This window comes from Pseudomonas sp. 15C (genome assembly GCF_055484735.1).
The window spans coordinates 13,875-36,811 of record NZ_JBUDGD010000045.1; the positions used below are offsets into that span (position 1 = coordinate 13,875).

The 22,937-nt window shown below is 61.3% G+C and carries 9 protein-coding genes; 4 read left to right on the forward strand and 5 right to left on the reverse strand.

Features of this window, described 5'->3' with window-relative positions; genetic code table 11:
* On the reverse strand, positions 1 to 2,622 hold the full coding sequence (locus ACYYKW_RS20120) for a bifunctional diguanylate cyclase/phosphodiesterase (protein WP_093101232.1): 2,622 nt from the start codon (positions 2,620 to 2,622) through the stop codon (positions 1 to 3).
* 219 nt (positions 2,623 to 2,841) lie between these two features.
* Here ACYYKW_RS20120 and ACYYKW_RS20125 point away from each other — a divergent pair, with 219 nt between their 5' ends.
* Positions 2,842 to 5,046, forward strand: a complete 2,205-nt coding sequence (locus ACYYKW_RS20125; protein ID WP_464990950.1) for an OsmC domain/YcaO domain-containing protein — start codon at positions 2,842 to 2,844, stop codon at positions 5,044 to 5,046.
* 89 nt (positions 5,047 to 5,135) lie between these two features.
* On the opposite strand, the gene ACYYKW_RS20130 is transcribed toward ACYYKW_RS20125, so the two are convergent.
* From ACYYKW_RS20130 to ACYYKW_RS20145, 4 genes are all read right to left on the reverse strand, one after another.
* Positions 5,136 to 5,852, reverse strand: a complete 717-nt coding sequence (locus tag ACYYKW_RS20130) for an NYN domain-containing protein (RefSeq protein WP_336355666.1) — start codon at positions 5,850 to 5,852, stop codon at positions 5,136 to 5,138.
* 312 nt (positions 5,853 to 6,164) lie between these two features.
* A complete protein-coding gene (locus ACYYKW_RS20135; RefSeq protein WP_464990951.1) occupies positions 6,165 to 6,659 on the reverse strand; it encodes a PaaI family thioesterase in 495 nt (164 codons plus the stop codon).
* Between the two features lie 8 nt (positions 6,660 to 6,667).
* Positions 6,668 to 7,825: a GGDEF domain-containing protein gene (locus tag ACYYKW_RS20140; RefSeq protein ID WP_464990952.1), complete on the reverse strand. Its 1,158-nt coding sequence runs from the start codon at positions 7,823 to 7,825 to the stop codon at positions 6,668 to 6,670.
* Between the two features lie 220 nt (positions 7,826 to 8,045).
* Entirely contained in the window at positions 8,046 to 8,294 is a 249-nt protein-coding gene (locus tag ACYYKW_RS20145) for a hypothetical protein (protein WP_464990953.1), read from the reverse strand.
* Positions 8,295 to 8,459: 165 nt separating this feature from the next.
* On the opposite strand from ACYYKW_RS20145, the gene ACYYKW_RS20150 reads away from it, so the two are divergent.
* The 3 genes from ACYYKW_RS20150 (at position 8,460) to ACYYKW_RS20160 (ending at position 22,865) form a co-directional block, all read left to right on the forward strand.
* Positions 8,460 to 9,104, forward strand: a complete 645-nt coding sequence (locus tag ACYYKW_RS20150; protein ID WP_464990954.1) for an ATPase — start codon at positions 8,460 to 8,462, stop codon at positions 9,102 to 9,104.
* 87 nt (positions 9,105 to 9,191) lie between these two features.
* Entirely contained in the window at positions 9,192 to 9,533 is a 342-nt protein-coding gene (locus tag ACYYKW_RS20155) for a YajG family lipoprotein (protein WP_093101244.1), read from the forward strand.
* A gap of 831 nt (positions 9,534 to 10,364) precedes the next feature.
* Positions 10,365 to 22,865, forward strand: a complete 12,501-nt coding sequence (locus ACYYKW_RS20160) for a filamentous haemagglutinin family protein (protein WP_464990955.1) — start codon at positions 10,365 to 10,367, stop codon at positions 22,863 to 22,865.
* Positions 22,866 to 22,937 lie beyond the last annotated feature (72 nt).

Below are 22,937 nucleotides of genomic sequence, written 5' to 3' on the forward strand. Positions count from 1 at the left end.
TCAGGTCACCCGGCCCTTTCTGCTGGTCGTGCTGCTCACTGGCGACAGGCGCGAGGCCTGCAACAACTCGGCAAACGCGGCTTTGTCTATCGGCCGACTCATGAAGTAGCCCTGGACTTCGTTGCACTGGTCGACGCCAAGGATATCCAGCTGTTCTTCGGTTTCGACACCTTCTGCGGTCACGGTCAGCCCCATGGCTTTACCCAGCCCGATGATCGCCTGCACCACCGCGCGATCGTTGGCGCCGCTGCTGATCGAGGCGATAAAGCGCTTGTCGATCTTGATGCCATCGAAGGGGTAAGCGCGCAAGTAGCCGAGCGAGGAATAACCGGTGCCGAAATCGTCCATGTTCAGGCGCACGCCGAGTTGCTTCAGAGCGTTCATGGTCGCGAGTGCGCCGTCGGTGTCGTTGAGCATGACGTTTTCGGTGATCTCCAGCTCCAGGCGACTGGCCGGGAAGCGCGTGGCGACCAGCACCTCGCGTACATCCTCAACCACATCGCTGACCGCAAATTGCGCCGGCGACAGATTCACCGACAACAGCACATCCTCCGGCCACGCCAGCGCTGTTTCGCAGGCTTCGCGCAACACCCAGCGCCCGAGCGGCACGATCAGATCGGTCTGTTCTGCCAGCGGGATGAACACGTCCGGGCCGAGCAGGCCCTTGGTCGGATGCTGCCAGCGCACCAGCGCTTCGACCGAGACGATCTGCTTGCCATCGACCTTGTAGCGCGGCTGGTAATGCAGGATGAATTCGTTGTGCTTGAGCGCGTGGCGCATGTCGTCTTCCATCTGCCGACGTGTCTGGATCTGATCGCTCATGTGCGCTTCGAAATAGCACCAGGTGTTCTTGCCGTCGGATTTCGCTTGATACAAGGCAATGTCGGCATACCGAATCAGATCACTCGGCACGTAGCCGTGGCGCCGACTCAGCGCGATACCGATACTGGCGCCGATGTGCAGTGGATGTTCTTCGAACACGATCGGCTGGTGCAGGCTGCCGATCAGGCGCGTGCAGAACTTGTCGATCTCGTGATGACTGTCCATGCCGTTGAGCGCGACGATGAACTCATCGCCGCCCAGACGCGCGACGAGGTCATGTTCGCGGGTGCATTCGCGCAGGCGTGCGGCGACTTCCTGCAATACCGCGTCGCCGGCCGGATGCCCGAGTGAATCGTTGATCGGTTTGAAATTGTCGAGGTCGATCATCAGCAACGTCAGCGGCAGCGCGTGTTCCTTGAGCAACAGGGCTTCATCCAGATAACGTGCGAGCTTGTTGCGGTTGGGCAGGCCGGTCAGGGCATCGTGCATCGACAAGTGCTGGATCTGCGCATGGGCGGCCACTTCGTCGGTGATGTCGCTGGCGGTGCCGCGATAGCCGACGACATCGTGCTGATGGACGATTGGCCGCGCCGACAGTCGACAGTGGCGCGGCTGGCCGGAGTGGTCGCGGTAAGTGCAGCGCAAATCGCCGCTGCTGGTTTCTTCGCTGAGCTTGCGCAGCCACAGGTCCAGCGGTGTGGTGTCGCACGACAGCAGTTCGCCGACAGGCTGACCCAGCCACAGGGTTTGCGGGTAACCGGTGACTTCACTGAAGCGTGCCGACAGGTAGGTCAGCAACAGGTCGCGGTCGACTTCCCAGATCCAGTCCGAAGCCGCCTCGGCCACGGCACGAAAACGTTCTTCACTGGCTTCAAGCGCATGGTTGGCACTTTCGAGAGCGAGGTTGGAGGCTTGCATCGCTTCGATGCTGTTATCGACATACTGTGAGGAGCGCAGCGCGTGGCGGAAAAAATACGCAGTCAGCAGCATCAGCACCACCAGCGTCGCGCCAAGTGGCGGGATCAACGACCACAACAATTGCTGGCCGGGCCGCTGCAGATCGGCAATCAGGCTGTAACCGGTGCTGTCGAGCGCCACCCTCGGCTGATGGCTTTCGATGGTGTCATCCGGGGCCAGCGTCAGGTTGGTCAGGCCGTATCCGCTGCCGATCTTGCGCAGCTTGGTCGGGGTCAGTTTGTCAACGAACACCAGCACCGAGGTGTTTCTCAGTTCGTCGAGCGGGCGTTCGTCGTTGGGGATGATCGGCGCTGCGGTAATCAGTGCCGGCCAGCCCTCGAACAGCGAATAGGTGGCGACCGGTTTGGTCAGATCCGGCTGGTTCAGCGCTTGCTCCAGCAAGGCCGCGGCTGGCACCTGCAATACCTCGGAAATGTCGGTCTCGACCATTTGCCCGCGAATCACCGAGTATTTGGTGCGATTGCGATCAATCACGAAAACGCCGTCATAGCCGTCGCTGGTGAACATGGTTTTGCCCATGTTCTGCTCGGCGTAGGCCCAGTCCGTATCCACCGGCCCGCTCAAATGTTCATACGCGGTGGTCCAGTAGGCGTAGCTGGTGATGTAGTTTTTGGTGGCGGTGATACGGTTTTCCAATGCTCGCGCCGAGTAGAACTGGTTCTGTTCGACGTCTTTTTCATCAAGCTGATTGGCGATGCCGAGGAGGGCGCTGACCGCGGCGATGACGCCGGCAATAAACAGCGCGCCGACGGCGATGGCCAAGCGGCGGGTGACCGCACGTTGCGGGCTCGGCAGAGGTGGCGCAGAAGCAGAAACGGCCATGTGCTCGTCCTTGATCCGGTGTCTTCTGAATCTAGAACAACGGCGCGGGCACATTGTTCAGATTGTTGTCATGGATGACGACGCGTTGCTTCGAAGTGTAGCGAATTTGCCGAAATTGCCAGTGTCGCCGGCGGGCGGCGAATCCCGAAAGCACAAGACATCGCGCGCAAAAGCCGGATAATGGCGGCCATTCGTTTAGCCGTATTCTGGTAATCCCGCATGGAAATCAAGGTCAACTTTCTCGACAACCTTCGACTTGAAGCCAAGTTCGACGACTTCACGGTGATCGCCGATCAGCCCATTCGTTACAAGGGTGATGGCTCGGCACCGGGGCCGTTCGACTACTTTCTGGCGTCGTCGGCGCTGTGCGCGGCTTACTTTGTGAAGTTGTACTGCGATACGCGCAATATCCCCACGGAAAACATTCGCCTGTCGCAAAACAACATCGTCGACCCGGAAAACCGCTACAACCAGATCTTCAAGATCCAGGTCGAGTTGCCGGCGGACATTTCCGACAAGGATCGCCAGGGCATCCTGCGTTCGATCGACCGCTGCACCGTGAAGAAAGTCGTGCAGACCGGCCCGGAATTCATCATCGAAGAAGTCGACAACCTCGACGCCGATGCGCAGGCCTTGCTGATGCCACATTCGGGGTCTGACGCGGGCACCTACATCGCCGGTAAAGACCTGCCGCTGGAGCAGACCATTGCCAACATGTCGGGCATCCTCGCCGACCTCGGCATGAAGATCGAAATCGCTTCGTGGCGCAACATCGTGCCCAACGTCTGGTCGCTGCACATCCGCGATGCGCATTCGCCGATGTGCTTCACCAACGGCAAGGGCGCGACCAAGGAAGGCGCGCTGGCTTCGGCGCTGGGCGAGTTCATCGAACGGCTGAACTGCAACTTCTTCTACAACGACCAGTTCTGGGGCGAAGAGATCGCCAACGCCGAGTTCGTCCATTACCCGGACGAAAAATGGTTCAAGCCCGGTGCGAAAGACGAGTTGCCGAGCGAGATCCTCGACGACTACACCTTGAAGATCTACAACCGCGACGGCGAACTGCGCGGCTCGCACCTGTTCGATACCAATTCCGGCAACACCCAGCGCGGCATCTGCTCGCTACCGTTCGTGCGTCAGTCGGACAACGAAGTGGTGTACTTCCCGTCGAACCTGATTGAAAACCTCTACCTGAGCAACGGCATGAGCGCCGGCAATACCCTGGCCGAAGCGCAGGTGCAGTGCCTGTCGGAGATTTTCGAACGCGCGGTGAAACGCGAAATCCTCGAGGGCGAAATGGCCCTGCCGGATGTTCCACAGGAAGTGCTGGAAAAGTATCCGAGCATCCTTGCCGGCATCAAAGGCCTGGAAGAACAGGGCTTCCCGGTGCTGGTCAAGGATGCCTCGCTGGGCGGCGAATTCCCGGTCATGTGCGTGACCCTGATGAACCCGCGCACTGGTGGCGTGTTCGCCTCGTTTGGCGCGCACCCGAGCCTTGAAGTGGCGCTGGAACGCAGCCTGACCGAATTGCTCCAGGGCCGCAGTTTCGAAGGCCTCAACGACCTGCCGCAGCCGACGTTCTCCGGCCAGGCCGTGACCGAGCCGAACAACTTTGTCGAACATTTCATCGATTCCAGCGGTGTGGTGTCGTGGCGTTTCTTCAGTGCCAGACCCGACTTCGAGTTTGTCGAGTGGGATTTCTCCGGTCATGGCGAAAACTCCAACGCCGAAGAAGCCGCGACGCTGTTCGGCATCCTTGAAGACATGGGCAAGGAAGTCTACATGGCGGTCTACGAGCACATCGGCGCCAAGGCCTGCCGCATCCTCGTGCCGGACTATTCGGAGATCTACCCGATCGAAGACCTGATCTGGGACAACACCAACAAAGCCCTGCATTTTCGCGCTGACATCCTCAACCTGCACAACCTGAGCAAAGTCGGCCTGCGCAACCTTGCCCAAGGTCTGGAAAACAGCGAGCAGGACGATTACACCGACATCACCACGCTGATCGGCATCGAGTTCGACGACAACACGCCGTGGGGCAAACTGACGATCCTCGAACTGCGCCTGCTGATCTACCTCGCCCTGCAGAAGTACGAACAAGCCAAGGACCTGGTCGAAGCCTTCCTGCAATACAACGACAACACCGTCGAACGCGGTTTGTTCTATCAAGCAGTCAACGTCGTGCTGGAAATGGAACTGGACGAAGATCTGCAACTGGAAGACTACGAAGCCAACTTCCGACGCATGTTCGGTGATGAGCGCATGGACGCAGCGATTGGCTCGGTCAACGGCAGCGTACGCTTCTACGGACTGACGCCGACGAGCATGAAGCTGGAAGGGCTGGATCGGCATTTGCGTTTGATTGAGAGTTACAGGAAGTTGCATTCGGCGCGGGCCAAAGTGGCAAATCTGTCCCTTTGACGCTGGTAGGGCCTGGGGGTAAATCTCAGGCTTCATGCCTTCTGGAAATCAGTCAAAGCCTGGAATCCCTCTAAAGCGCCAGGGAGGATTCATATGGTAGGGCAGTCAAGCCGTACAGCCGGCTTCGGACAGGTTGAACGCAGACCGTCGATATGCTCCATCAAACCGTCAGGGATGCTTTGCCACATTGGGTCGAGGATAAAGTCGACACCTTCTCGCCTGGCCATCTTCGCCGCGGGTACAAAATCCGCGTCGCCCGCGATGAGCACAATCTGATCGACCTGTTGCTTGAACGAGAGCGATGCCACGTCTACACCGATTCTCATGTCTACGCCTTTCTGGCGTGTTTCGATGCTGACGTCGTTTTCCGTAAGGTCTGCAATCTGGATGATTCCTTTCAGGAGCTGAGCGATTTTCGCCGGTTTGATTGTCCACTTCACATCTTTTGAGAGATGACCGAGTCGTAAAGCCAGCTTGCGCTTGGTGCGCAATCGGGTATGGAGTTCTCGACGAAAAAGCGCTTCGTTGGATTTGGAGAAATCTATGGCTCTTTTGGTGATTGGATTGTGCTGCTTGGTGTCGAGTGGCGGGCAGTCATAGAAAAAGATCCGGTACAGGTCTCTTCTGTGGCGGGGTTGAGAAGCAGCGCAATGGCTGTTGGATGTGTTTGTTCTGCTAGTGAGATGAGCCGTGGCCCAACGATGAACAAGGTCGGCGGCGCGCTCGGCATTGAAAGAATTTTGTGGCTCGATCTTTCGAAAGCGCTTGATGAAAAAGGCGCCGTCAACCAATACCGCTGTTGGCATGCTTTCTTCCTGATAGCAAAACGCCCAAGGGTTTGGCACGTCCTGGATGGTTAGGACGGCGTACTGCCTTGGGCGAGATGGGGGCAGATTAGATCTGGCAGACATTAGCGTCAACCCGATTTTTCCACTGCGATTTGTTGCTTGGCAGCGACATGCAAACGATAGAGTTTGGACCAGCGCCTTACAAGCCGGCGCTTTCCGTGATGTTTGTAGGCAACGACGCAGGGCCGCGTAGTCCTATGAGTTTACAAAATGTCGCATTTGCAGGGTTCAGATAAACCACCCAATCGGCAGCATCGAATGGTCGAGGCTTCAACGCCCATGCGCCGCATCCGCCAACTGTCCGGTATCCACCCGCACGAACACCGAATCGCCTACCGCCGTCAGCACTTCCCCTGCATACACCTCGCAAATCACCCGCGTTTTGCGCCCGACTTCACCGTCAACTCTGGCCCGCAAGATCAGCGTCACGCCCATCGGTGTCGGTTTGATGAACTTGATGCCTAGGTTGCCGGTGACACAGTCGATGCGCGGCAGGCTGCCGGCTTCGCGGTGTTCCGCGCGGTAATGGTAGGCCATCGCCGTCCAGTTGGAGTGGCAGTCGACGAGCATGGCGATCAGCCCGCCGTAAACCAGATCCGGCCAGCCGCAATATTGACTGTCCGGCAAATGTTCGGCGATGACGTGGATGCCGTCGTCGTGCCAGCGGCTTTTGACGTGCAGGCCCTGCGGGTTGCGGCCACCGCAGCCGTAGCAGACGCCTTCGGGGGCAGCGAGATCTTGCAGTGGCGTGTCGAGGCTGGACATGTTTTTTATTATCCTGAAGTGGTGAGCCCGGTCAGACGCAGGCGATTTCGCCCGCCGCGTTTGGATTCGTAGAGCGCAAGATCACCTTGTTCGATCAGTGCCGCGAGGCTGGCCGGGGCCGTGTCGAATGCGGTGGCGCCGATACTCAGGGTGACCGCGGCTGACGTGGCAAAGGTTTGTGAGGCCATGTTCAAAAACTGATCGCGCAGGCTGTCGCCGAGTTCAACGATGCGCTCACTGGAGGTGTTGTTCAACAGAATGACAAACTCGTCACCGCCGAGCCGCGCGGTCAGTGCATTGCGCGGCAGGGCCGCAAGGATCATTTCGCTGAGGGCGATGAGCAAACGGTCGCCGGCGGTGTGACCGTAGTGGTCGTTGACCAGTTTGAAGTTGTCGATGTCGATCAGCAGCAGGGCGCCTGGCTGTTGCGGCGACACCTGTTGCAGCAGGCGCGGTGCACGCTTTTCCAGGGCGCGGCGGTTGTACAGGGCGGTCAGCGGGTCGCGCTCGGCGAGGCGGGCGATCTGTTTTTCCCGGCGATAACGTTCGGTGCCGGTCATCGATAACGCGATCAACATGATCGCCATTGCGCCTTCGACCAGGGAAATCTGAATGATCTCGCCGCGAAACGCCGCCAGATCGATCAACGTGCCGGGTATCACCACGGTCAGCGCTTTGGCCACGTAGAACAGGCCATGGCCGAGCAGCACATAACGCAGTTGCACTGCGCCGACGCTCAGCGATTTGCCGTGCGGGCGCAACAGCGAGCTGGCCTTGAGCGTGGGAAGCGCCACCAGCAGCGAATTGGCCACCAGCATGGCTTTCGACCACAGCGGCCCGTCCGGTAACTGGAGCATTACCAGCCAGATCAGGAAAATCAGGTACCAGGCCGGCGACAGCCGTGTCTGGGTAAAGCGCGCCACGCCGAGCAGAAAAAAGAAGTGCGCGGTCACCAACAAGCCATTGGCGAACCAGATGCCAAGCCACAGGAAGCCGCTGCTGCGCAACAGGGCGAGGGTGGAGCCCACGCTGATCGTGGCGAAACCGGCGCTCCAGAACAGCAGCGAAGATTCACGAATACTGCGCCATTCGACCGCCAGGTACAGCGCGGCAGCGGCTGCAAGTGCGATGGTGATGGTGAGCATCGTTGGCGGGTCGAGCAGCATTTACGGGCGGGCCTGTCTGATTGGGCGGTAAGACCGGCGATTGTAAGCGTTCGGGCGGATTTTTCGCAGAGGGCGCGGTCGGCCTGCACCGCCGCGCCTTGGCGTTATTGGCTGGCGTCGAGCACCACGCGGTAGCGTGCCTTGCCACTGCGCAAGTGGTCGACCGCCTCGTTGACCTTGCTCATCGGGAACATCTCGACCTGCCGGCAAGTCTAGACGGTCATGGCGCGGGCGCGAGCCAGGTGTCGACCACTCGGCGATCCAGTTCCTCCCAATAAGCCATACCCAACACGCGCGTGGTGTTGAGCCCGCGCAGGTAACCGCGCAACTGGTTGGCAGTGTCTTTGATCAGTTGTGGATCGGGGCGGTTTTTGTCCAGCAACACACTTTCGTACTGCACCAGATACTCGGCCACGCGCTCGCGATATTCGGGAAAAACCGCGTCACGGATCAGGTCAAACGTTCTCAAGGCAAACCTCACGGGTCTTTGTCGTTGTAATGGAGTGTCTCGCAGTCTGCGCGAGCGCAACTATTGCTAGAAGTAATAGTGACCATCAAGAAACGCAAGTTCTGCTTTGTCGGCAATCGGCGGAAAATCGCCTCCATCGACCACGCCGCTCAAGGAAATTGCGCGATGAACATTCTGCCCCGACTGGCTTTGCTCGCCCTGCTGACAGCGGGCGCGATGTTTACCGCACCGACCTACGCAGCCGACGGCGGGGCGTGCCATTTCCAGAGCCTGGGTGGCAGTAGCGCGACCTTGCAGCATTCGCAAACCGTTGGCGTGTTGCTCAGTGCAAACACCCTGGACAACCTGCAATACCTTGAGCGTTATCACGACATGGCGGCCAATGGCGCGAAAGATGCGCTGGACTCGCGGATTCGTGAAGCGTTTGTCGGCAGCTCCGATCCGGAACTGGCGATCGACTGGTTGGTGAGTTCGTTGCAACAGCAATTTCTGTCGGTGACGGTCTACGACAACCTCGATGCGCTGGTGCAGGCGCATCCGGACGTGGTGGTCAAGCTCGACACCTTCAACCGCTTGTTGACCCAGCGTAACAGCCTGGTCGAGGCGCGCTTTACCGCACGCTTCTACGACGCCGACCTGCAATACATCGGCAAGGCTGAAGGCGCGGTGGAAAAACAGCTGCCTTCGGTCTGGGTGCATGACCAGGACGCACCGGCGATTGCGGCGCAGATCGATAAACAGCGCGACCTGCAATTCGATGCCTTGAAACAATTCGATGTGTCGCTCAAGGCCCTGGTGGCGTCGAGCTGATCTCTCAAAACATAAATGGCGACGGCGGCTCCGTGAGGCTGGACCGTTGCCGGTTGAACCGAACCTTTATTTTTCAGGATTACCCCGATGCGTCTTTTATTCGTTCCTGCCATGGCTGTTGCTTCCTTGTTGCTCGCCGGTTGTGCTTCGGCGCCGAACAATCCGAGCCTGACCTTGCAGACCAGCAAGACTCCAGAGCAGTACGCCGAGTGCGTGGTGCCGAAGTTGCAGGGCAGTGCGCTGCACCCGACGGTTTCGCAGACCCAGCGCAGTTATCGGATTGTGGTGCCGAGCAAGATTTCCGCGGACAACGTGCTTGAGGCTTACAAGGCGGGGAATGGCGGCAAGGTGTTCATTTATGAGCGGCATTTGCTGGCGTCTAATTTGTTGCCGTCGAGTTTTGAGCGGGCGGCGCAGGATTGCATCTGATTATTTGATTTGGCTGAGCTCCTTTGGTTGGCCGCAACCAACCAATTCCTTTGCCCCATGCCTTTTGGTTTTGGGGCTTTTTTTTGGCTGTTTGGTTGGGTGAATATCCGTTTTTTCGGGTGCTGCGGCTGGCGGTTTCGCCCTTACGGCGACTTACTTTTTTACAAGCGCCTAAAAAAGTAAGCAAAAAACGCTTGCTCCTACGTTCGGCCCTCGCAGGCTCGGGTCCCTTCGCTGCGCTCCCTCGCCCGGATCAATCCCTCCACTCAGCCTTCCGATGTCGCCGGTGACGCAAGATCAAGATCAAAAGCACGCGAGCTAACGCTCATTGTTGAGTGGTTAGAAGCGTCGCATGGCTTTGGGATTTGTGGTGGATTCGCCCCTCACCCCAGCCCTCTCCCCGAGGGAGAGGGAGCCGATCTATGTTGGCTTCGAAATCGCGTACGACTCCATATCCCAAGTCGGCGTAGTTCTCGCATCCACCACGGTCAGTCCCCTCTCCCTACGGGCGGTCCGACGTTTCGGGAGGGCTAGGGTGAGGGGCTTTTGATTTTTTGCTTTCAAGTCTGCATTCGACTCGGTATTTCACGCCGGCAATTCCCCGCCAATCACCTCGGTCAGTTCCGTTTTCCTCTGGGAGAGGGCCCGTCGGGCGGCGTTCCGATGAGGGGCTTTTGATTTTCAGCGTAGTTTCCCGCCCAGTTACTCCCCCTTCATGAAGTTTGTGTGACATCCGTTCGGTCGTGGTCCTTGCCAACTGCCTATGTCGTAACAGCAGGTCTATGCATGCCTGCAGCCATGTGTGGCAGTCAACAAAAGGATCTCGTAGTGATGCTCGCTCGCCCGTCCCGTCGTCGTTCCAACGTTCAGTCATCCAGGCGTGAAATCGTCGAGCCGGCGCTGTGGCTGCTCAAGCCGTTGGCGCAGGCGGTGGCGTTGTGTCTGGTGGCGGGTGGGGCGCAGGCGCAGACGGCGTTCAATTCGGCCTGGTTTGCGGCCAAGGGCGCGGCGCAGCAGGCTGCGGCGGCGCGGCCGGGTGGGGGTGGGTTGCCGGGGATGACGCCGCCGTTGGCGCAGCAGCAGCAGAAGGCCAATCAGCAATTGCAGCGTTCGATTCAGACGCTCAACAACACGGTCGCGGCGATTGCTGCGCAGCAAGCGGCGCAGGCGGCTGGGCGGGCTGCGGCGTTGGGGACGGTGCAAGGGGTGCCGGACGGGCTGGGTGAGGGCGGCTTGAAGGTCGATAACAGCCTCGCCCAAGGCTGGCAGAACGCCAAAGGTCCGCAGCAGACCCAGAGCGGCGGCAAGACCACGGTGAAGATCGAGCAGACCGCCGACAAGGCGATCCTCAACTGGGAAACCTTCAACGTCGGTCGCAACACCACCGTCGAATTCGCCCAGCAATCGAACTGGGCGGTGCTCAACCGGGTCAACGATCCGAGCGCGCGGCCGAGCCAGATTCAGGGCCAGATCAAGGGCGACGGCACGGTGATGCTGATCAACCGCAACGGCATCGTCTTCAGCGGCAGCAGTCAGGTCAACGTGCGCAATCTGGTGGCGGCTGCGGCGAATATCACTGACATCCAGTTCCGTGACCGCGGGCTATATTTTGACAGCAACGGCACGCAGCCGACCTTCACCGACGCGGCCGGCAAGGTGCTGGTGGAGCGCGGCGCGGCCATCGAAACCCACAAACCGGCGGCCTCGACCGATGCCGGCGGTTACGCGTTATTGCTCGGCCATGAAGTACAGAACGACGGCAGCATCAACACCGTCAAGGGCCAGACCGTACTCGCCGCCGGTGATCGCTTCTACATCCGCAAAGGCGCTGGCACCGAGGGCAATGCCCTGTCGACCACGTTCGGCAGTGAAGTCATTCCGGGGTTCAAAGCCGGGGCGGTTGCCGGCAAGGTCACCAACAACGGTCTGATTCAGTCGGCGACCGGTGACATCACCTTGGCCGGTCATGAGGTGGTGCAAAACGGCGTCTTGCTCGCCAGCACTTCGGTCGCAACGCGCGGCACGATTCACCTGAGCAACCCCAGCACCGACGCCACTGGCAGCATCACGCTGGGGCAGGGCAGTGCCACGGCGGTTCTGCTCGACAGCAGCGACCTGACCGCCCTCGACAGTCAGCATGACGCGGCGCTGACCGGCGTCAACGCCAACAACCGCATTCGGGGCGATCAATCGCGTATCGAGGTGCAGAGCGGTGGCACCGTCGAATTCCAGAATGGCTCGATTACCCTTGCCACCGGCGGCCAGGTGGCTGTCAGTGCGCAGCGCCGCAGCCTGGTGCGTGATGGCGCGATGATTGATGTGTCCGGAGCCCTCGGCGTCAAAGTGGCGATGGAAAACAACAGCATCAAGATCAACGTGCAGGGCAACGAGCAGCGCGATGCCTCGGGCAACCGTGACAAAGGCGCGCTCAACAGCAATGACATCTGGGTCGACGTGCGCGAACTGGTTTACGTGCCGGCCGGCACCAACGGCTATGCCACCGACCGCTGGTACACGGCAGGTGGCTTGCTCGAAGTCGGTGGTTATCTCGGCACCCAAGGTCACAGCGTTGGCGAGTGGATGGCCCAGGGCGGTACGGTGAGTTTTGCCGGCAACGACGTGGTCACCGAGAACGGTTCGCTGATCAACCTGTCGGGCGGTACCCTCGATGTGCAGAGTGGCGAAGTGCGGCAGAGTTGGCTGCGTGGCGAGGATGGCAAACTCTATGAAGTTTCCCGCGCTCCCGGGGATTTGCTCTACACCGGGCTGTACAAGGGATATGAGGATCACAGTGAACGCTGGGGTCAGACCAGCGTTTTTTACAATCCGCTGATTGCCCCGCGCTCACGGTTCGAGTCGGGATACACCGTCGGCCGCGACGCCGGGCAACTGGTGATCGCCACCGCCAACGCGCTGCTTGATGGACAGATGGTTGGCGAGGTGTACCAGGGCGAGCGGCAGAATCAGGCGCCGAAACCTCAGCTCGATGGCTACGATCAGAGCCAGACGGCGCTGGCGCGGCGTGCGCAATTGATCGTCGGCAGTTATGAGCCGACCTATGTCGCGGCGGCGGGCGGCTTGTTGTACACGCTCAATCCGACGCTCGATAAAGTGCAGATCGGTGGCGAACGTCCGGTCGGCGGCAGTGATCTGGATCTCACCGGTGCGGTGGCCGATGCACGCAAGGGCGCGTTGTACCTCGATAACGAGCAACTCAACGGTTTCCGCCTCGGCGCGCTCAAGGTCGCGGCCAGGGATCAGGTCGTGGTCGATGGCGCGCTCACGGTCGATAACGGCGGCGACATCACCCTGTATGCGCCGGATGTGCAGATTGGTGCCGATCTGACCGCGCGTGGCGGCAGTCTGCGGCTGGGCAATGTACTCAATCAGTTCCTTAGCAGCGGTACCACTGACACCCGCCTGACGGCGAAGGATGGCAAGGCGACGCAAGTCACCGTCACCGAGGGCGTGCGGCTTGATGCCGGTGGTCTGTGGAGCAACCTGCGCACCAACCCGGACGACAGCGCCAGCCTGGCGTACCTCAATGGTGGTCTGCTGTCGATTCGCAGCAGTGGCGATATCGACATTGGCGCCGGCAGCCTGCTGGACGTTTCTTCCGGTGGCGCCATTCTCGCCAATGGCAAGCCCCGGGGCGGCAAGGGCGGTGACCTGACGCTGGAGTCCAGTGCCATTTCAGCGCCTGGCCAGACGCATCTCAAGCTTGAAGGCGATTTGCGCGGTTACGGTGTCACCGGTGGCGGCACGTTGACGGTGCAGGCCAACGAGATACGCGTCGGGCAGACTGACAAAGCGCTGGCAGACCATACCCTGCAAGTGTCTGCCGACTTGTTCAAAAAAGGTTTTTCCGCTTACAACCTCATCGGCCTGAGCGGGCTGCAGGTTGCCGAAGGCGCCGCGATCGACGTGAGCCTGCCGGTGTACCGCTTTACCGAGCAAGCGCTGAATCTGACCAGCGCTGTCGACCCTCGGGCGGCGCTGGAACTGTGGACACCACCGCTGTTTCAGCAAGATCCGCTCAAAGGCGTGCTGACACAACGCGGCGGCGCCAGCCTGACCCTGCAAGGCGGGGCCAGCCTGATCGGGCTGATCGATGCCGCCAACAGCACGTTAACCCTGGACCGCGGATCGCGCATCAGCGTCGATCCGGGGCAGCGCATCACGCTGCGTGGCGCCGGGCAGATTACGGTTGACGGTGAGCTGAACGCCTGGGGCGGTACGATCGATATCCGTCAACAGCAGTTCGGGTCGATCAATCCGACCACGTCTAATCAACAGGCCGACCCGAAGGCGCACGAGCGTTCGATCTGGATCGGCGAACAGGCCGTGCTCGACGTTGCCGGGCGCGCCAGCACGGCGCCCGATGCGCTAGGCCGAAGCTACGGCCAGGTCGGCAAGGGTGGCAGCATCATTGTCGGTGGCGAGATCGATGCAACAGCCGCCACCGCAACGGCGGCCGATGCCTACGTGATTGTTCGCCAGGGCGCGCGGCTCGACGCGTCCGGTAGCGAGGCGGTGCTCGACGTTGCGGGCCAGGGCCAGACCCGTGTCGCCAGCGACGGCGGACGCATCAGCCTGAGTTCCTACAACGGCCTGTTCATCGACGGTGATTTGCGCGCGGCGGCCGGTGGTCTCGGCGCGGCGGGTGGACGTCTGGAGCTGGCGCTTGAAACGCCGTTGTACGCGGACTCGGCGAGCAACGCGGTACGCGCGCCACGGGAAATGATCGTCGGCCAAAGCGCCGGTGGCAAACCGTTGCCGGTGGGTCTGCAACCGGGCGAGGCTGCCGATGGCTTGCGTTATGGGCAGACGCGCCTGAGTGCGGACAGCTTGATGGCCGGCGGTTTCGATAACCTGAGTCTGTTCAGCAACGGTCTGCTGTCGTTTGACGGTGATGTCGCTCTGCAGATGAAGCAGAGCCTCAATCTTTATGCCGCAGCGCTGTCGCTGGCTGAGGATTCAAAGGCGACGGCCCATGTCGAGTTGAGCGCTCCGTACCTGCGGCTGTCAGGCGTCGGCAGCTACTTCGCGGGCGTTGGCTTAATGCGTCCGCGACTGCTGCTCAATCCAACAACGAAGCTGGCCGACGCAACCTTCAGCGCATCGGCCAATCTACTGGATCTGCGCAATGGCCTGTCATTCGGCACCCAGGGTTCGATCGCGCAACTGCAGGCTCCGGCGGTGGAATACAGTCGGCGCGCTTTTGGTCGGGTGTCCCTGAACAGCAGCGGTGACCTGCGTTTCCTCGCGCCGAACGATGGCGCACCGAAAACCCGACTATGGACGCCGGGTGACCTGGACCTGGGCGCAGCGCAGATTTATCCGGCGACGGGGGTACAGGCTGAGGTGCGCGTCGGTTATCAGGGTGACATTGCCACTTCCTCACACACCCTGCGCATCAGCGGTCGCGGACCGGCACCCGCTGCCGTGCCGTACTCGGTATTCGGCAGTTTGAGTTTGGCAGCGGGCACCATTGAGCAGGGCGGCGTTATCCGCGCGCCACTGGGCCTGATTACAGTAGGTGACGATGTGGTCACCAAAACCCGCAAAGTGCGCCTGCTGCCGGGCAGCGTGACGTCAGTCAGCGGCGCCGGACTGGTGATGCCTTACGGCGGCACTACCGATGGCATCGATTATCGCTACGACGGCAAGTCTGTGGTGCTGAACGGCGTCACCGGCGATACCGATGGCGTTGTGCTGAACTCGCAATTCATTGATGTACAGAGCGGCGCGCTGATCGACCTGTCAGGCGGTGGCGATTTGCGTGGCGCCGGATTCGTTTCCGGACGCGGCGGCTCGACCGATGCACGTTTCAACCCGCTGGTACGCAATGCCAGCGACGGCAGCTTCAGCCTGCCGGGGCTGGCGAGCAACCCGGTGTACGCCATTGTTCCGGGCAATCAGAGCGTTTATGCGCCGATGCTGGCCGAGGCAGGTGCGGTCGACCCGCGTATCGGCCAGCAGATCACCCTCGGCGCAGGCGTGCCGGGGCTGGCGGCGGGCACCTACACACTATTGCCATCCACCTTTGCGCTGTTGCCAGGGGCGTTCCGGGTTGAGGTCAACGGTCAGGCCACAGCAGGCGCGATGACTTCGGCGTTGCCATTGCGCAACGGTTCGTGGGCAGGTAGCGGGCAATTGTCGATTGCCAACACCGCGGTCCGTGACAGCCTCGCCAGCCAGGTCATCCTGACTTCGGCGGATGTGTTGCGGCGGTACTCGCAATACAACGAAACCGGGTTCACGCAGTTCATTCAAAGCGATGCGGCACGCCGTGGCATACCCCGCGCACTGGCGCCGATGGATGGCAAAACGCTGGACATGCGGTTAAGCGCCGGTGGCGAGCAGGACATCGCCCTGCAGTTCAACGGGCAGGCGTTGTTCAAGGCTGCCGAGGGTGGTTTTACCGGTACGGCTGCGATACGCGGCGGCAATGCTGGCGCTGACATCGAAGTACTCGGCACGGGACGTGCGCCGACCGAGGATTTCGCCGGTGTGTCGCTGTATGCCGATTCGCTGAACAACCTCAACGCCGCGCGCTTGACCCTCGGTGCATTGCCCAAGGTTGTGTACAACATCTCACCCAACCTCATCGAGTTCACGGGCACCAGCACCAATATCGTCCTGCGCGAAGGCGCGATTCTGGCTGCGCCGGAGGTCATCTTGCGCACCACCTCGACCCTGGGTGGCATCACCATCGAGGCAGGTGCCGGGATCAATACCCTGGGGCATGGCAAGGTGGCTTACGATTCGACCGCCGGCTATCTGTATCAGCCGCGCAATTCCAGTCTGTTGCTGGCTTCCAACGGCTGGACCAACGTGCTGGCGCCAGAGGTGGCGAGCGGCATCACGGGCGCCGGCAGTATCCGCATCGGCACCTGCGCGACGGACCTCTGCACTGCGCCGGCAGTGCTCTATTCGACCGGCAGCATCACCGCCGCCACGGACAATCAGTTCGAACTCAGTGACGCGGTGCGTTTCGGCACCCGGCATCTGGCGTTGTCGGTCGGTGCGGTGAATGCCGGCAGTGCCGAGGCACTGGCCGCGGCGGGTAATCGCGTACCCGCCGGATTGACGCTCAATCAGAATGTCCTCGACCGTTTGCTGCGCGGCGATACGCAGGCCGGTGCGCCGGCCCTGGAAACCCTCAGTCTCACCACCCGCGATGCATTCAACTTCTTTGGCAGCGTCAGCCTCGACACCCTCGATCCGCAGACCGGCCAGAGCAAACTGCAGAATCTGGTACTGGTCACGCCCGCGATCTACGGTCTGGGCGATGCCAGCGATGTGGCGAGCATCCGCACCGCCAGTCTGATCTGGAACGGCGCTACGCAGAGCCCTGGCGGTGTCATTGCCGACGGCGCCGGCACGGGCAGCGGCACCCTGGACATTCAGGCACAACGCATCGAACTGGGTTACGGGCCGATGCCGCAAGCCAGTGGTCTGGATCAGAACAATCGTCTGGCGCTGGGTTTTGCCAACGTCAACCTGACGGCCAGCGAGCGCATCACCGCCAACCACAAGGGCAGCCTCGCGGTGCATCAGGAGCAGGGCGCTTACGACCCGGTCAAGGGTTACACCTACAGCGGCGGCAACCTCAATCTGCGTACGCCGTTGCTCACCGGTGAGGCGGCATCGGTCAACCTGCTCAAGGCCGGTAACAACCTGACGCTCAATGGTGGCGGGGCTGCCGGTGTCGCGGATGCGTTGGGTGCAGAACTCAATCTCGAGGCGCGCAGTATCGTTCTCGACAGCCGTATTACCCTGGCCAGCGGCAAACTGACGGTCAAGTCCGAAGAGGATCTGAATCTGGGTAGCGGCGCGGTGCTGGATCTGGCCGGGCGTACCTTGCCGTTCAACGATGTGAACAAATACAGCTGGGGCGGTGATGTGTCGCTGTTCAGCGCCAACGGCAACATTCGTCAGGCGGCGGGCTCGCGAATCGATCTGTCGGCGAAGAACAATCAGGCCGGCCACCTCAGCGCCATCGCATTGGCTGACGCGGCGGGAACTGTCGATCTGCAAGGACAGATCCTTGGCAGTAGCAGCGGTTATTACGATGCCGGCGGCACGCTGGTGCCGTACAAGGCGGGCGGTGTGGAAATCCGTGCGCAACGGCTGGGCGGTGATGCCACTGAGCAGTTCGCAGCGCTCAATCAGCGCCTGAACGTTGGGCAAGTGTTCGGCAGCCGCAGCTTGCAGCTCAAGCAAGGCGATCTGCTGATCGGCGATGGCCTCAAGGCGAGCGAGGTCAACGTTTCGCTGGACAACGGCAGCCTGACCATTGCGGGACTTGTTGACGCCAGTGGCGAGCGCGTCGGCAGCATACGCCTGTCGGCCAAAAACGGCCTGACCCTCACCGGCAACAGCGTCCTCGACGCTCACGGCCGCGTGTTGCGCGTCGACAGTTATGGCGAAATCATCGATGCGCCAAACCGCGCCACCGTCGAGCTCAACTCCGGTGAAGGCGCGCTGACGCTGGCCTCCGGTGCGCGGATCGACCTGCGCCACGGCACCGATGCCGTGCCGGGCAATCTGGCCGGACAAAACGATGGCATGCTGCGCGGCACGCTGGAGCTGAATGCGCCGCGCCTGGGCAGCAATGACATCGCCATCGATGCCAGCGGTGCGCTGACGATTCAGGGCGCACGCTCCATCGGTCTCAACGGCACCCGTCGCTATACCGATGCCCGCGATGGCGTCGATGAGGCAGTCAGCGGTCGGCCGTATCAAGTGATCGATCAGGCCATGCTCGATCGCATTCACACCGACAGCGACACGTTCATCAATGCAGCACTGAACAACACGGACCTGCTGCAACGCAAACTGGCTGGCCTGAACAACGCCACCTATGCGGACACTTTCCACCTGCGCCCCGGTGTGGAAATTGCCAGCAAAACCGCGGACGGCGATCTGGTGGTGGAAGGCGATCTGGACTTGTCCGGTTATCGCTACGCCAGCCTCAACCGGCATACACAACTGAACCCGTCGGTTTACGGTTCCGGTGAGGCCGGCAGCCTGGTGATTCGCGCCGGTGGCAACCTCGATATCTATGGCAGCATCAACGACGGCTTCGCGCCGCCGCCGGAAACCGTCGATGACGCTGGCTGGAAACTGATTGCCGGGGTGCAACCGTTTGGCGGTGATCTGATCGTGCCGGGCAGCGGTGTTTCGCTGGCCGAGGGCACGCAGTTTCCGATCGGTGCCACGCTCAATTACGACGTGACGATTCAGGGCGCGGTCCTGGCCAGTGGCACCTTGCTGCCGACGCAGGCGGTGCTGACCGAAGCGTACACCTTCAGCGCCGGTACGGTGCTGACCGGCGCCATTCATGACCCGAGCGGCAACTTGCTGTACGCCGCCGGTACGTTGCTGAGCGAGAGCGTGACGTTGCCCGCGCAAACGCGCCTTGGCGCCGGCATTCGCCTGAACAAGGCGACCGCTCTGCAAGCCATGACCTGGCCTAAAGGCGTGCCCTTGCCGGGGGTTTACGACGCCGATCTCCTCAGCGTCTCCGGGGTGAAACTCAGTGGTTCGCTGGCGTTGCTGCGCGGTTCGCTGATTCCGTCGATGACCGATGTGAAACTTGCCGAGGGCACGTCGTTGATTGAGCTGCGACCGTTCACCGGCGAGCAACAAGGCAAGAACTGGGCAGTGGCAAGCATGTTGCCTTCCGGCAGCGCGTCGTGGTCGATGCGTGTAGTGGCGGGCGCGGACCTTGATGCTGCCGACAGCCGTACGGTAAAACCGCTGACAGGCGAGGGCAATCTGCACCTGGCGGATAGTCACTACGGCGTAAAGGTCACCACCGAGGCCGGCAAACTGGTCTGGGCCGCTGGCAACCCGTATGGATTCCCTGAGTTCGAGCCGGTGTCCGAGGAATATCTCATCCTGTGCGATATAGAACCGGGCGACTGCGCACCCATGGCCCGCTGGGTCTGGGCACCGGGCAGCGGCATGGGCGCGGACTACGAGCCGGTGCCGGAAGAATATTACGTGATCTGTGATCTACAGCCAGATCTGTGCATTGGCAACAATCCCGGGAAAACGGCCAAAGCCCACACCCAGATGTTCAGCGTGCTGCGCACCGGTACGGGTGATCTCGACCTCATCGCAGCTGGTAATCTGAGCATGGACTCACCGTTTGGCGTGTACACCGCCGGCACCCAGTCGGCGAATATCGACCCGCTCTACAATCAGCCGCGCGGGCATCTTTCGGACAGCAATTCGGTGCTTGGCAGCGCTGGCACCGATTATGAAAAATGGGTCAACGGTGGGACTGACAGCCTCTATCAGGCCTGGTATCCGCAGTTGGGCGGCAAACTGACGATCAATGCCGGCGGCTCGGTGTCCGGCGATTCGGTGGGCACCAAAGTGTCCTCGCTGAACGGTGGCTTTCGCGAACAGATGGCGAGTGCCGCCGTCGGTAACTGGCTGTGGCGTCAAGGCACGGGCGATGCGGGCATGCCTACAGCCTGGTGGATCAACTTCGGCAGCTATGGCAGCCAGCTGATTTCAACCGGGAGCAACAACACCGAACCGTACCTGGTGGGCTTCACCGGCTTCGGCACCCTGGGCGGCGGCAACATCAGTCTGCGCGCCGGGGCAGACGTCGGCATGCTCAAACCGCTGGGTGATGCGATCAATTACCCGCGCAGCCAAGGAGTGATCCTCGCCGTCGGCAGCACCGGGCGAGTCGGCAGCGATGGCAGTGTGCAAATGACCGGTGGCGGCGACCTGGATATTCGCATCGGCGGTGCGCTCAATCCGTCCCTGCAAGCGCGCGCCAGTGAGACCGGCATCGGCAAGCCGACCCATGATCTGCAAGGCGCGTTGATCAACCTGCGCGGTGCGGCGCAATTGAACGGCGGTGCGCTGGGCGGCATCAACCTGCAATACGGTGCGTTGGCGCAGGTCAACGATTCACGGGAAACACGCCCGTTCGATCCCTTCACGGCAACCGTAGGCAGTGCGTCCGGTGGCCTGGTCCTGATACCGGGCGATTCGGCCATGCAGCTCAACAGCCGCGGTGACCTGGTGTTGGGCGGGGCGACAGATCCGGGTCGCGTCATCCTGACCAATGCCTCGCCGGTCTATGACGACACTGGCAGCGTCACCCAGGGCGGCGTACTCAGTGGTTTCTCGCTGTGGACCGAGCACACGGCAATCGACCTGTTCTCAGCCGGCGGCAACCTGGCGCCGAGCACTCAAATCGGCGAATTCAGCGAGTTCGGCAGGTTGATCAGCGGCCGTAATACCTCACCGACCGACGGCCGCTTTGTCTATCCGTCCATATTGCGTGCGGTGGCAGGGCAGGGCTCGATTTATGCCGGGCCATCGGCGACGTTTACCAACCTGCAAAACCCGCTTACGGCTTACTCATTGCTTCTGGCACCGTCGCCATCGGGGCAGCTCGAGCTGCTGGCCGGGGATTCCATTTATGCCGGCGGTTACGCCATCAACCAGTCCGGGGCCAGTCCTTCGGCGATTGCCACGCCGTTCAATCCGGCCTTCAATACTTTCGCCACTAACACCTCCGGCAAACCGCAGAGCAGCAACTACAGCAGAGACGGCGTACTGCCGGACAGCAACACGCGTTATCCATTGTTCGCGTTCGGTCCCGACAGCTATTCCGGGTTGAATGATGTGCCGGGGCCGGCGCGGTTCTACGCCCTGACCGGTGATCTGGTGGGGATACGCAGCGGCGAAACGTTGAATTTCGCGCTTTCCAAACGCACTTGGTACGAAGCCGCCGGCCCTGTCTGGATGATTGCCGGACGCGACATCGTGGCGTCCGGGACCAACCTGGGCCAACCGACAACCGTGCAGCCCGAGGAGATGGGCGTTGATCAGGAGAACATCACTTCGACCGGCAACCTGTTCGTGCACAACGACCCGCGCGATGTATCGCGAGTGTCGGCAGGCCGCGACATTCTTTACAGCAGCTTCGATATCGCCGGCCCCGGTACTCTGGATATCAATGCCGGGCGCAACATCCTCATGGAAGACCGCGCCAGTATCACCAGCCTGGGCTCGTTGGTCGCGGGGGACAAACGTCCAGGCGCCAGTGTGGTGATGCAGGCGGGCGTCGGGGCGCAGGGGCCGGATTATTCGCGCTTCGTCGCGCGCTATCTGACGCTGCAAAATCTGGCCAATCCCGATGCTTCGTTAAGCGCGCAGCCAGGCAAGGTGGTCAAGAGCTACGTCGGTGAACTGCAGAGCTGGCTGACCCTCGGTTACGGCTTCAGCGGCAACGCCGAACAGGCACAAGCCTTCTACGCCGCGCTGCCGAGTGCCGAGCAAGCGATCTTCGCGCGGCAGGTGTACTTCGCCGAACTGCGCGCCGGTGGCCTGGAATACAACGACGCCGACGGTCCGCGTCCGGGCAGTTATCTGCGTGGCCGCAACGCGATAGCTGCGTTGTTCCCGACCACTGATGTTGCCGGCAATGCGATCCGTTATGACGGCGACATCACGCTGTACGGCGGAGCAGGGGTCAAGACCCTGTTCGGCGGCGACATTCAGATGCTCACCCCGGGCGGTGGTCAGGTGTTCGGCATCGAAGGTGCAGCACCGCCGTCCACGGCCGGGATCATCACCCAGGGCTCGGGCAACATTCAGCTGTATTCGCAAGGCAGCATTCTGCTCGGGCAGAGCCGGATCATGACCACCTTCGGCGGCTCGATTCTCGGCTGGTCGGCCGAGGGCGACATCAACGCCGGTCGCGGTTCGAAAACCACCGTGGTCTACACCCCGCCAAAACGTGTCTACGACACTTGGGGCAACGTCACGCTGTCGCCATCGGTGCCGAGCACCGGCGCCGGTATCGCCACGCTCAACCCGATTGCCGAAGTGGCACCGGGCGATATCGACCTGATCGCGCCGCTGGGCACCATTGATGCGGGCGAGGCGGGGATTCGCGTGTCTGGCAACGTCAACATCGCCGCCCTGACGGTGGTCAACGCCGCAAACATTTCGGTGCAGGGCAAGGCGACCGGTGTGCCGGTGGTGTCGGCGGTGAATACCGGCGCGATCACCTCGGCCAGCTCGGCAGCCTCTTCTGCCACGCAAGCGGCGGAAGATGTGGCGCGCCAGCAACAAGCGGCGGCGCGGCAGAATCAGGCCTCGGTATTTACCGTGCAGGTGCTGAGCTTCGGCAACGAACAGCTCACACCCTCGCGCGATGGCGCCAGCCGCGCACCGGCGCCGGGGTACAACCCGAACAGCCCGGTGCAGGTACTGGGCGCCGGGGCGTTGGATGAACAGGCCAGGCAGCAGTTGACCGAGGAGGAGCGTGGGCAGCTGACGTTGTAAGAGGACTCTCGTGCAGTACGTTTGGGCGACCGGTGGGTCGCCCTTTTTTTATTCTATGAGTTTTCGCGGGTA